This window comes from Sphingomonas sediminicola, from assembly GCF_049991885.1.
Taxonomy (GTDB): Bacteria; Pseudomonadota; Alphaproteobacteria; order Sphingomonadales; family Sphingomonadaceae; genus Sphingomicrobium; species Sphingomicrobium sediminicola.
This window is the reverse complement of record NZ_CP178916.1, coordinates 858,152-869,989: the sequence shown is the minus strand read 5'-3', so window position 1 is coordinate 869,989 and position 11,838 is coordinate 858,152. Positions and strand designations below refer to the sequence as shown.

Here is an 11,838-nt window from a genome sequence, read left to right as displayed (position 1 = left end):
ATTGTCGCACAGCCGACACAGCTAGGTTATCGCTTAGGCGGCGCTCGTCTGGAACTCCCCGTCGAAGGTAATCGTCTCCGGGAATTCTTCCGTCGCCGGGCCGACGACCATCGGGCATTTGACGCCCGGCATCAGCTCGACCGTGAACAGCTCGTGCACGTCGCCATCAAGCTTCAGCCACTCCACCCCTTTCCCGGTGGCAAGCTCGATGATTAGAACCCCGCACATGGGCGTCCCGTTACGCTTCGCGAGCTCGTCAGCGATCGGCATATCTTCGAACTTGCCGTAACGGGGCTTGGAGACGGTCACGATCGCATAGCCGTTGACGATGGCCAGTCCGCGAAGGAATCCCGGGCAGAACATGATGTCGCGTAGGTCGCCGGTCTCCTTGTCGACCTCGACGAGAAATCCGCGTCCGCTGTCGACAGCATAGAGCTTCCCGTCCGGCCCCGCCCTCGGCGAGTGCGGCATCGACAGCTGGTCGGTGACGACGCGGCCAGTCTCGACGTCGATGACTACGCCCTTCGGAAGCGGACGGCCATGCCAACCGTCGGCGACGTCGGTCTGGCTTACCGCCGTCACGTATTTCGGCTTCCCGTCCAGCATGCCGAGGCCGTTCATGTGGCAACGGTCCTCCCTGGCGAGCTCGGTAATGAAGCTCGGTTTCCAGATCGGGCGGAAGCTGTGCACCGGATCGATCGTCGCCAAGCATGAATAGCTTGTGTTTACGAAGACCGGCTGACCCTCACCGTCCACGCCCACCTCGTGGATATCGATGTCACCAGTGATGAAGGTCTGCCGGGGCATCAGCGACAGATCGTAGGTGCCCTGCGCGGTCATCCCCTCAGGCAGGATATTCTCCAGCCGCCACAGCTGAACCCGCGAAGCCAGCCACAGGCCGTTGCGATCCCAGCAAACGCCCATGGCACGGCTGAATGCCGACTGATGCACGGAGACCGTTCCGTCCGGCATCGTGCCGACCAGGAATAGCCGGCCGCTCTGGTACGACGTGATTGCAAGGCTCGTGTGGTTCGCAGTCAGCCAGGAAGCCAGTCCGCGCGATACGCTGATCTTTGTGTCTTCGGGCGGAGGCGCTGGCGGAGCCGCAGTTTCACTTGCTCCGGCAGCAGCCGGCGGGGTGACTTGGTATGTCATGGTTGGCGCAAACTCCGTGGGCGCAATGCTGCCGGCGCTCTAACCGGCGTCAAAGGAATCGCCAAGCTGGTGACTAAGCGGCCGCGCGGATCGGGACGCGCCTGTCAGCCAGGAATTGCCGGGCGCGTTCATCGGCTTGCTCGACGATCGGCCAGACTGCTTCGATGACATGCGCCAGCCGACGCCATTTCTGGCGGTCCGGCTTTGAAACGGTCGTCTTCGAAAGCGGCAAAGTGTCGCCGAGCTTGCGATCCCAACCGAGTCCCACGGCCGCTGCCAGCCGCTCCATTTCGGACTGCGGAGAACCAAGGAAGGTTCCGTAGTCGATCGCCTGCACGCGGCCTTCGCCAAGCCGTTCGAGGTCATCGAGCAGGACCTCGGTAGTGATCGCCCATTGGTGCGCAACGATCTCCGGGATCTGCATCCGCTTGAGCTGCTGCCAGCCGGGGACAAGCAGAAGCGACCATGTTCCGTCAGGCCAGCCCGGCAGGCCAGGATAGGTCCTGAAGCCGCCCGAGTGCCAGGCCTCCATCATGCTGTAGAGCGTCTCGCGGGCATCGCGGTACAAATAGATGAACTCGGCGTCCGGCCAGATCGCGTCGAAGAACGGAACGCGAAGAGCATTCTTCGGCGTCTTCTCAACCATCCGGACCCGCCCTGTCGGACGGCGACCGTCGCGATCCTTGAGCTGCCGGTAGAAACCTTCGGCAAGGCGTTCGGCGCGCTCGGGCGTCGCATCGTGCGCAACGAGCTGGTTCGACAGCCATCCGCGTTGCGGTGGCGCAAGGCCGGGCACGTTCTCGATCAGGCGATGGCTCTCGTCCCCAGTGGCGAAAAGCCCGGGCGCCTTGACGAACGTTTCGTAGAGAAGGGTCGACCCCGATCTCGGGGTGCTCACGACGAAGAGCGGCCGGTCGAAGCGATTTCGGTACGGCTCCCTGTCGGCGGGACGAAACGCCTTTGCCGACCCGGAAAGGATCACGCTTCCGGTTGCCTTCTCTTCCGGCTCGGGGTGAGCGACCGGGGCCTCCGACTTTGCGACACGGCTATCCGGATGGGCAAGCGCCATCTGGAAGATCAATTGTTCGAGGATGCGCCCAAGGAAGACCTCATTGGGCATTTCCAGCGACGAGACCTCCAGCTTCGTCAGGCTCGCCCGAATGTCCTTCAGCAGGCCTTCATAGACCGCGCGCCCTTCAACTTCGGTTCCAAAGCGGGCCCAGTTGGCGGCCCAGGCGTCGATGAAGGATTCAACCCTGTCGAGAGACTCCACGATCTTCGGATCAGTGCCGGCCTGTTCGCGGATGAATGCGAGGTGGCATCGCATCTCCCAAGGTGACATGACCTTCGGCGAATTGACCCGCTCGAAGACTAAGCTTTGGCCAGAGCGAGCGCCAGGAGCCAACAGCCGCGGTTCAGTGCCCCCCTTCTCTGCCGCCCTCATCAGTTCAGGGAGAATTCCTCCGCCCACCGTATCGAGCACAAGATGGATGCGCTGCGCATCGCCCTTGTTCTGAACGTCATGGCGGAGGAAGCTGTTGAACACCCAGCATTCGCCCGCCGCCATGTGGACGGTCTCGTCGCCACAGGTGAACAGGACGCCCGGATTGGTGATCACCGGAATGTGAATGCGCAGGTGCGTGCGCCAGTAATAATGGATATCGATGTGCGGCGGCACTTCCCGTCCCGGCGCCAGGCCCATGAACCGGCTGCGGCCCCAGACACCCCCGATCTCCGCCATGATCTGCCGGACGTAGTGGCAGCGGTTCAGGCTGTCGGTCGCCGCCATCGGCCCTTCGATATTGTCGCTATCCTCGCCGGCGGGCGTCACCAGCCGAACGGCCTCGTTGCCGACGAAGCCCGTCGGGTGTGGAGTCCAGGCCGAAGGCGGAAGAGCACGCGCCTCTGCCGCCAGGGCGTCCGCGTCAAAACGGATCGGCAGTTTCAGGAAGGGCTGCTTCAGGCGCATTCGAATTTCATCCTTTCCGCCCTTCTAATCAAACCGGCACGGTCGGCAAACAGAAGGGGCGCCTCCATCTCTGGAAGCGCCCCCCCGAATTGTTCGCCCGAATACTGGCTTAGTAGCGGTAGTGCTCCGGCTTGAACGGGCCTTCCGGGGACACGCCGATATAAGCGGCCTGCTTGTCCGAAAGCTTGGTCAGGTGCACGCCGAGCTTTTCGAGGTGGAGCGCGGCAACCTTCTCGTCAAGGTGCTTAGGAAGAACGTAGACGTCGTTCTTGTACTGGTCGCTCTTCGTCCAGAGCTCGATCTGCGCGAGCACCTGGTTGGTGAAGCTCGAACTCATCACGAAGCTCGGATGGCCCGTTCCGTTCCCAAGGTTCACGAGGCGCCCCTTCGACAGGACGATGATCTTCTTGCCGTCCGGAAATTCGACCTCGTCGACCTGCGGCTTGATCTCGGTCCACTTCATGTTGGCCAGCGCGCCGATCTGGATCTCGCTGTCGAAGTGGCCGATGTTCGAAACGATCGCCATGTTCTTCATCGCCCGCATATGGTCGAGGGTGATGACGTCCATGTTGCCGGTCGCGGTGACGAAGATGTCGGCGCGCGGAGCGGCCTCTTCCATCGTCACGACTTCATAGCCTTCCATCGCAGCCTGAAGCGCGCAGATCGGATCGACCTCGGTCACGATGACGCGTGCGCCGCCGTTGCGGAGCGAAGCTGCCGAACCCTTGCCGACGTCGCCGAAGCCGGCGACGCAGGCGATCTTGCCGGCGAGCATGACGTCGGTCCCGCGGCGGATCGCGTCGACCAGCGACTCCTTGCAGCCGTACAAATTGTCGAATTTCGACTTTGTCACGCTGTCGTTGACGTTGATCGCCGGGAACGGGAGCTTGCCCTTCTTGGCGAGGTCGTAAAGCCGGTGAACGCCCGTCGTGGTCTCTTCCGAGACGCCCTTAATGTTCTGAACGGTCTTGGTCAGGTAGCCCGGACGCTCGGCCAGGAACTTCTTCAGCGTCGCGGCGAAGATTTCCTCTTCCTCGTTCGACGGGGTGAACAGCTCTTCCCCGGCTTCGACGCGCGCGCCCCAGAGTGCAAACATGGTCGCGTCGCCGCCATCGTCGAGGATCATGTTGCAGGTCGTGTCACGACCCCAGTCGAAGATGCGGGTCACGTAGTCCCAATATTCCTCGAGCGTCTCACCCTTCACGGCGAAGACGGGAATACCACGAGCCGCAATGGCTGCCGCCGCGTGGTCCTGGGTCGAGAAGATGTTGCAAGATGCCCAGCGGATTTCAGCACCCAGCTCGGCCAGCGTCTCGATCAGGACGGCAGTCTGGATCGTCATGTGCAGCGAGCCGGTGATCCGCGAACCTTTCAGCGGCTTCGACGCGCCATATTCCTCGCGCAGCGCCATCAGGCCCGGCATTTCGGTCTCGGCGATCTCGATCTCCTTGCGACCGAAATCGGCGAGGCCGAGGTCTTTCACGACATAATCGGTGAAACGCGTTTCAGCCTGGGTCGCCACGTCAAAAGTCTCCAATTGTGAATGCTGGTGCGCGAGGTGCGCGTCGCGCCGCCTCTAGCCGCAGCGCGCCGTCAAAGCAAATATAAAGAATTCTTTATATGATGAACAGAGAGCTAGGCGACCCCTGTTTCGCTGGAGAGCAGCCTCGGGTCGACACCTTGCGCCTTGAAGGCCGCTGCCCAGCGTTCATCCGCCGGCGTGTCGAAGAGCAGCTTCTTGCTACTCTCCGCCGCAAACCAGCCATGCCGCGTCATCTCCTCGTCGAGCTGACCTTCACCCCAGCCGGCATAGCCAAGCGCGACCACCCATTGCGATGGTCCTTTTCCCTCCGCGATCGCTTTCAGGACATCGATCGTGCCGGTCATTGCGAACACTGCCCCATCCGGCCCGTTGACCTGGAGCGAGTCCTGTCCGCCCCAGTCCGTGGAATGAAGCACGAAGCCCCGCCCCGGCTCTACCGGTCCTCCATGGTGCACGGCGCAGTCCGGCGCCTTGCCGGCGTCGATGTCCAGCTGCTCCAGAAGTGCGCGGAACCGCATTCCGGCACGCTTGTGACCGATGCCGATCCCGACCGCACCATTCTCGTCGTGGACGCAAACGGCAATCACTGCCCGCTCGAAACGCGGATCGGCCATTCCGGGCATCGCAAGCAATAGCTTGCCCGAAAGAAAACGCGGCTCTTCCATGAATCCGTAATGAGCCGCACAGCCGTAACGGGCAAGCCTTGAGGGGGAACCCATCGCGGCTGTAGGGGCTTCAAGCGCAATGCCTCGAGGAGACAAGAAATGACGATCAATGTCGGCGACCGCCTGCCAGATGTAACGCTTACCGTTGCGACCCCGGATGGCCCGGAACAAACCACCACCGGAGAATTCTTCAGCGGCCGCCGCGTCGCGCTGTTCGCGGTGCCTGGCGCCTACACGCCGACCTGCTCGGCACGCCACCTTCCGTCCTACGTCGACAAGGCGTCCGACCTGAAGGCCAAGGGCGTCGACGAGATCGCTTGCATCTCCGTCAACGACCCGTTCGTCATGTCCGCCTGGGGCAAGGCTGACGGATCGAGCGATATCACCATGATCGCCGACGGGAACGGCGCATTCGCCGACGCAGTTGGATTATCGATGGATGCCAGCAAGTTCGGCATGGGCAAGCGCAGCCAGCGCTATTCGATGCTCGTCAACGACGGCGTCGTCGAACAGCTGAACGTCGAAGCTCCGGGCGAATACCGTGCTTCCAGCGCTGAGACATTGCTCGAACAGCTCTGACTTTCGGCGTCTGTCGCTCTCCAGTCTCCCCCTGTCGCTGGGCCGAAACGCTGTTCGGTCCAGCGCGTTGTTTTCACAACGAAAGTAGGAGGAGATTGGAGATGTCGAGAACCAGCAATCGCGGCCGTAACAACAACCCCACGGGTCGCAACCAGTACAGCAGCGATTGGATGAGCACGGTCAAGGAACGACCGATGACAGCAGCTGCGGTCGCCGCGGCGTCTGTCGGCGCGGGTGTGTTCCTCTGGTCGAAGCGCAACCAGATCAGCGAGCAGCTGAGTAACCTCAGCGATCAGATCAGTGAGTGGACCGAGAGCATGCGTTCCGGTGACTTGGAGGAAGAGTTCGCTACGGGCGGCGCAGCGACGGGAAGCACGTCCTCGCGTTCGACGGGCTCGCGCAGCACAAGCACGCGGAGCAAGAGCTCTAGCGGCATGAGCGAAACGGGCGGCGGCAACGCCTCGCTCGGCGCTCATACGGGTTCGGGATCGGGCGCAATCTCCTGATACCACGCCCACGCATTCGAAGGGGCGCCTCGCGGCGCCCCTTCTCTTATCTGCTTACCAGCCGCACTGCTTCCCGCGATTCTGCTCTTCTAGCCAGCGCTGAAGGGGCGCAAAATATTCGAGCATCGGCTTTGCCGACATTTCGCGGCTGCCGGTGAATGCCTGAAGCGCATCAGGCCATGGCTTCGATGCGCCCATCGCCAGCATTGCATTCAGCCGCTGGCCGACTTCTTTGTTGCCGTAGAAGCTGCAGCGGTGGAGCGGGCCTTTCCAGCCCGAGATATCGCAGGCCGCCTTGTAGAACTGGAACTGAAGGATCCGCGCGAGGAAGTAACGCGCGTATGGCGTGTTCCCCGGAATGTGGAACTTGGCGCCCGGATCGAAGTCCGCTTCCGAACGAGCGACCGGCGGCGTGATGCCCTGATACTCGCGCTTCAGGTCGACCCAGGCCTGGTTGTAGTTCGCCGGCGTGATCGAGCCGTTGAACACGCCCCAGCGCCACTTGTCGACGAGCAGGCCGAACGGAAGGAAGGCGACCTTGTCCATTGCCTGCCGCAGAAGGAGGCCTGTGTCCTTGCTCTCGTCGGGGACCTTCTTTGGATCAAGCAATCCGATCTGCACCAAATATTGGGGTGTGATCGAAAGCGCGACAAAGTCGCCGATCGCCTCGTGGAAGCCGTCATTGGCTCCGTTGAGATACAGGTACGGCTGCTGGTTGTAGGCGCGCTGATAATAGTTGTGACCCATCTCGTGGTGGATGGTCACGAAGTCGTCCGAGTTGACCTTGGTGCACATCTTGATGCGCAGGTCGTCCTTGTTGTCGACGTCCCAAGCCGATGCGTGGCAGACCACTTCGCGGTCGCGCGGCCGGGTGAACTGCGTCCGCTCCCAGAAGGTCTTGGGCAGCGGCGCGAAGCCGAGCGAGCTGTAGAAGCCCTCGCCGATCTTGAACATGTCGAGAGGCGTCTTCTTCTGCCCCTCCAGCAGCTTACCGATATCATAGCCGACGTCGCCCGAGCCCTTCGGCGCCACAACGTCGTAGATGTTGCCCCATTCCTGGGCCCACATGTTTCCGAGCAGGTCGGCACGGATCGGGCCGGTCGCGGGCTGCACTGCGTTCCCATACTTCTGGTTGAGCTTTGTCCGCGTGTAGCAGTGGAGCTGATTGTAGAGCGGCTTCGTCTCCGCCCACAGGCGATCATACATCGCCGAGAATTCCTCGGGCGACATATCGTACTGCGAGCGCCACATCGCGCCCGTGTCGGCGTAACCGAGCTCCTTCGCGCCCTGGTTCGCGATCTCGACCATGCGCGTGTAGTCGTTGCGCATCGGGCGGCCGACATTCTCATGCCAGCTTTGCCAGACTTCCTTCAGTTCGGCGGGATTGCGAAGCTCGCCCATCAGGGCTTCCGCATCGTCCCCGGTGATGACTTTGCCCTTATGCATCGCGCGGCCCTTGCCGTAGGTCGATTGCAGGCGGGTCGAAATGTCGTTGAGCTCGGCGGCCGCGCCCGGTGTCGAAGGCGCCGCAAGAACGAGCGCGCCGCGCAGGATATTCAGCTTGCGAGCAGTGTCAGCGTCGAGACCCTGCACCTGCAAATATTGCGCTGCCTGAGTCGCATATTTGACGCCTTTCTCGGTCGTGATCGTCCCGAAGTAGGCGTTTAGCGCGTCCGTATCCTCGTTGATGTAAGTGTTGTTCACCCAGGCGGCGTGCTGGGTGATCACGTTGAGGTCGAACAGGTCCTTTTCGACGTCGGCAATGAACTGGCGAGCACCCTCAGGGGTCTGCGGATAGGGCAACGCATTGGCGGCAGGAGCCGGCGCAGCGGCGGCGGTCGCCGGAACTTCGGCGACCGGCGAGGTCGAAGACGTATTGGCGGCGCAACCAGCCAACGCAAGCGCCGCAAGCGACACGGAAGCAGCAAATTTCATGGATTCAACTCTCCCCAATTTTGGACGTCTCCGGAGGCGTGCCGAGTGGAACCGGCAAGCCCCTTTCGTCAAGCGGTCAACTTTGCTCTTCAAACGGCCGCGAGAAACTCCGCGATCTTTTCGCCAAGATCAGGCTTGGTCACCGAACTCATGTGCGTGCCCGGGATCTCCTCATAGCGAGCGTTGGGAAGCGCCGAGGCGAACTCGCGCGCGGACCCATTATCATGGTCCTCGCTTCCGCAGACGACGAGTGTCGGCATGGTGAAGGCGGCAAGCGCCTGTTCGGGGCTCGGATGATCGCCGAGCGCCTTGAGCAGGAGCGCCGCAGCTACGCGATCAACCTTCATCGTGCGCATGAACTGGATCGAGAGCCAATACGGATCGCCGCGCCGCGCCTGGTCGAACCGGTCGATCGCCTCGAGGAAGAAGCTGCTCCGACGATCCCAGTTGGTCAGCACCTTCACGCCGGTGCCGGACAGGATCGCACGTTCCGGCTGGACACCGCTGCTCACAGCATCGATGGTCGTCCGCGCCCCCAGCGAAAAGCCGCCGAGATCGAAGCGCTCGAGCTTCAAATGGGCAATGAGTTCCTTGAGGTCGCGGACGAGGATGTCCGCCGAATATTTCGCCGGGTCGTGTGGCTTGCCGCTTTCCCCGTGAGCCCGCAGGTCCGGCATGATCACTCGCAAACCCTCGGACGCGATGCGATCGGCATGGCCGAACTTGATCCAGTTCATCTGGGCACTGGAGAAGAGCCCGTGCAGCAGGATGACCGGCCTGCCCTCGCCCACCTCGTAATAGGCGAGCTCAACACCGTCGGAAGTGGTCCAGCGATTGAGGACGGCATCATTCATTCCGGCATCATCCCAGTGGCCTCGATCCACTTGTTGACGAGCACGTCGTAGTCGCTGCTCTTGTATTCCGGCAGGCCATCAGTATTGAGCCAAGGGCGCTGGATGCTCTCCGCTCCGAAATGGTGCCTCGGCCTGAAGCGTGACGGATCGTCGAAGCTCGCGACCGTCAGGTCCATGTTCTCGCTGCCTTCCTTGTACTGGTAGCCCAGCGAAGTTCCGCACTCGCGGCAGTAGGGCCGCTTCCCGATCGGAGAGCTGTCGTACCAGTCGGGCTGATGCTCCCATGCGACGTCCGCCTGCTTGACGTTCTTGAATGCGACTGAGACCGAGCCCGTCGCCCGCTGGCACATCCGGCAATGGCAGAGATAGGCGTCATCGTTGGCGATCTTCACCGTGTAGCGGACCCGCCCGCACGCGCAGCCGCCAGTCATTTCGTCGGGCAAAACATCCTCCCTTGGAGCATCACCATTTGCGCGGCTAAGGGGCGGCATGTCCAGCGCACCGCCTGCGGAAGAGATTTGGAAGGACGCCCGCTGGCTGGGCCAGGCGGTCGACCCTCGCGCTGGGCTAGTGCGGTTCGTCGAGATGACGCCGGAAAACTATCGCTCGGCGAGCTTTCTCGATGATCGGATGTTCCAGCAGCAGCACCGCGTCACGCACCTGCTTCCTTGGGGAAATATCGCAGACTCGGTCCCAGTGGATGCTCGCCGCGACGCACGCTGGATCTTCCACATCAGCCATGTCGGCTCGACCCTGATCGCGCGCCTGCTTGGCGAACTGGACGGGATTCTGTCCGTTCGCGAGCCGCGCGCTCTCCGCGACCTGACTTTCTTCCCGCGAGACGTGCGGGCACGGTTCATCCCAACGCTGCAGGCCCTGTTCTCCCGGACCTTCGAGCCGAATGGCGCGGCACTAATCAAGGCGACGAGCTTCGTCAGCGAAATCGCGGGCGAGTTGATGGTGGAGGGAGAACCCGCGCTATTCCTCTACGCCACGCCTCGCTCCTTCATCTCCGGGATCCTGGCGGGCGAGAACTCACGGAAGGAGTTGGCCGGACGGTCGGAGCAGCGTACCGGCCGCCTGGTCGCACGAGGCGTGAATCTTTCTGCTCCGCGTAGCGAAGCCGACCTCGCGGCGGCGGCTTGGGCCTGCGAAATGGTCGCGCTGGAATCGGCGGAAGGAGCCAACATCTTGTGGGCCGATTTCGACCGCGTCCTCTGTGACCTGGATGGATTCCTGAGAAAGCTTGCCGGCTTCTTCGCGTTCCCCGCGACGGCCGAGCGCCTGGCCGAGATCGCCAATGGGCCGCTCACTCGCCGCTACTCGAAGGCCACCGAGTACGAATACAGCCCGGAGCTGCGTCGCGAGTTGCTGGCCGAGGCGGAACGGAACCATCGTACTGACATCGAAAGTGCGCTTGCCATGCTCGACGCGGCGGCCGAAACAGCGCCCTTGCTTCGGAAGGCCCTCGACCGGGCGCAGGCGGAGAGCTGAATGTATCGGGTGCTGGACATACTGACGCCGGAGGAAGTCACGGAATGCCGCCAGATTGCGGCCAATGCGACCTTCGTTCACGGCAAGATCAGCAACCCGCACAACAAGGCGAAGCAGAACGAGCAGCTCCATGAGGCGGCCGCCTACGAACGGAGCGCGAAGCTCGTCCTCCAGGCCATGATGCGTAGTGACGAGTTCCGCGAGTTCGCATTCCCCGCGCAAATCGCTCCGCCGCTGCTGACCCGCTACAAGCCGGGGATGCACTATGGCGCGCATGCCGATGCCGCCTATCTGCAACTTCCGCACGGGACGGTGCGTAGCGACCTCAGCTGCACGATCTTCCTCAACGAGCCCGGGGATTATGAGGGCGGCGCGCTCCACGTCCGGCTGTCGGACGGGAGCATGCGGTTCAAGCTGAAGCCCGGCCAGGCAATCGTCTACCCGTCGGACACGCTCCACGAGGTCGAGCCGGTCACGCAGGGAGAGAGGCTCGTGGCGATCACCTTCATTCAGAGCCGAGTGAAAGATCCCTTCCAGCGGCACATGCTGTTCGAGCTGAACGAAGTCGCGGCACTCGAGGGCCTGAAGATGGATCCGGAGAACTTCAGCCGGATGCAGCTAATACAGGCGAACCTGCTTCGCTACTGGGGCGACCAGCCCTAGGGCCTAATTGCCTTGCGACGCCGGCGGCAGCGAGACGTGCTCGTGGACGATTTTCCAACTTCCGTCTGGCTGGCGCTGAAATACGTCGGTGAACCGAGCGCTAAGCGTCGGTCGAGTGGTTCCGGACTCGATGGTGAAGACTTCGGTACCCGAACTTATGAACGCATCGGGACCGAGCAACTGAATTTGCCGGTCAGGGACGTGATAGTCCGCGGGCTTCATGCTGACAAAGTCCCGCGCCCAGCCGGTTTGGACTTTCCTGTCGGTGCTCAAGGTGGGATGCCCGGCGTCGAACAGGACGGCGCCTTCGGCATATTGCCGCATGACATCGTCGACCTTGCCGGTTGTGAAATTCGCTTCGGCCTGCTCGGCGATCGTTGCCGCCTCCGCCTTGGTCACCGCCGCATGCCCGGCCGGCGCCTGCTTGCAGGCGGCAATGGCGAGAATGCCAAGGCATAGAACGAAGACGCGCATC

12 protein-coding genes are annotated in these 11,838 nt (G+C 62.4%); 4 read left to right on the top strand and 8 right to left on the bottom strand.

The features are described from left to right. Nucleotides 1-33: 33 nt before the first annotated feature. The 4 genes from ACMC5O_RS04635 to ACMC5O_RS04620 form a co-directional block, all read right to left on the bottom strand. Nucleotides 34-1,155, bottom strand: coding sequence for a TIGR03032 family protein (locus tag ACMC5O_RS04635; RefSeq protein ID WP_187709713.1), 1,122 nt, complete (start codon nt 1,153-1,155; stop codon nt 34-36). A 73-nt stretch (nt 1,156-1,228) separates the two neighbouring features. Beyond that, complete coding sequence (locus tag ACMC5O_RS04630; protein WP_426693335.1) at nt 1,229-3,124, bottom strand: sulfotransferase; 1,896 nt, start codon at nt 3,122-3,124, stop codon at nt 1,229-1,231. 109 nt (nt 3,125-3,233) lie between these two features. After that, complete coding sequence (gene ahcY / locus ACMC5O_RS04625; protein ID WP_187709716.1) at nt 3,234-4,646, bottom strand: adenosylhomocysteinase; 1,413 nt, start codon at nt 4,644-4,646, stop codon at nt 3,234-3,236. A gap of 113 nt (nt 4,647-4,759) precedes the next feature. Next, nucleotides 4,760-5,332 (bottom strand): YqgE/AlgH family protein, encoded by a 573-nt coding sequence (locus ACMC5O_RS04620; protein WP_187709717.1) that lies wholly within the window; start codon nt 5,330-5,332, stop codon nt 4,760-4,762. Between the two features lie 99 nt (nt 5,333-5,431). Between ACMC5O_RS04620 and ACMC5O_RS04615 the strand changes: the two genes are divergently transcribed. Both ACMC5O_RS04615 and ACMC5O_RS04610 read left to right on the top strand, forming a co-directional pair. Further along, entirely contained in the window at nt 5,432-5,911 is a 480-nt protein-coding gene (locus tag ACMC5O_RS04615; RefSeq protein ID WP_187709718.1) for a peroxiredoxin, read from the top strand. Between the two features lie 101 nt (nt 5,912-6,012). Beyond that, a complete protein-coding gene (locus ACMC5O_RS04610) occupies nt 6,013-6,417 on the top strand; it encodes a hypothetical protein (RefSeq protein ID WP_187709719.1) in 405 nt (134 codons plus the stop codon). A gap of 54 nt (nt 6,418-6,471) precedes the next feature. Here ACMC5O_RS04610 and ACMC5O_RS04605 read toward each other — a convergent pair whose 3' ends face one another. The 3 genes from ACMC5O_RS04605 to ACMC5O_RS04595 all read right to left on the bottom strand — a co-directional run bounded on the left by ACMC5O_RS04605 (nt 6,472) and on the right by ACMC5O_RS04595 (nt 9,649). Further along, a complete protein-coding gene (locus ACMC5O_RS04605) occupies nt 6,472-8,352 on the bottom strand; it encodes a M2 family metallopeptidase (RefSeq protein WP_187709720.1) in 1,881 nt (626 codons plus the stop codon). Between the two features lie 89 nt (nt 8,353-8,441). Beyond that, entirely contained in the window at nt 8,442-9,206 is a 765-nt protein-coding gene (locus ACMC5O_RS04600; protein WP_187709721.1) for an alpha/beta fold hydrolase, read from the bottom strand. Further along, complete coding sequence (locus ACMC5O_RS04595; RefSeq protein WP_187709722.1) at nt 9,203-9,649, bottom strand: GFA family protein; 447 nt, start codon at nt 9,647-9,649, stop codon at nt 9,203-9,205. The genes ACMC5O_RS04600 and ACMC5O_RS04595 overlap by 4 nt, the downstream gene beginning before the upstream one ends. 46 nt (nt 9,650-9,695) lie before the next feature. On the opposite strand from ACMC5O_RS04595, the gene ACMC5O_RS04590 reads away from it, so the two are divergent. Both ACMC5O_RS04590 and ACMC5O_RS04585 read left to right on the top strand, forming a co-directional pair. Further along, nucleotides 9,696-10,700 carry a hypothetical protein gene (locus ACMC5O_RS04590; RefSeq protein ID WP_426693334.1) on the top strand — a complete coding sequence of 335 codons (1,005 nt, stop codon included), beginning with the start codon at nt 9,696-9,698 and terminating at the stop codon, nt 10,698-10,700. Continuing rightward, nucleotides 10,701-11,363 carry a Fe2+-dependent dioxygenase gene (locus ACMC5O_RS04585; protein ID WP_187709725.1) on the top strand — a complete coding sequence of 221 codons (663 nt, stop codon included), beginning with the start codon at nt 10,701-10,703 and terminating at the stop codon, nt 11,361-11,363. A 3-nt stretch (nt 11,364-11,366) separates the two neighbouring features. On the opposite strand, the gene ACMC5O_RS04580 is transcribed toward ACMC5O_RS04585, so the two are convergent. After that, nucleotides 11,367-11,837, bottom strand: a complete 471-nt coding sequence (locus tag ACMC5O_RS04580) for a YybH family protein (protein WP_187709726.1) — start codon at nt 11,835-11,837, stop codon at nt 11,367-11,369. Nucleotide 11,838: the final 1 nt, after the last annotated feature.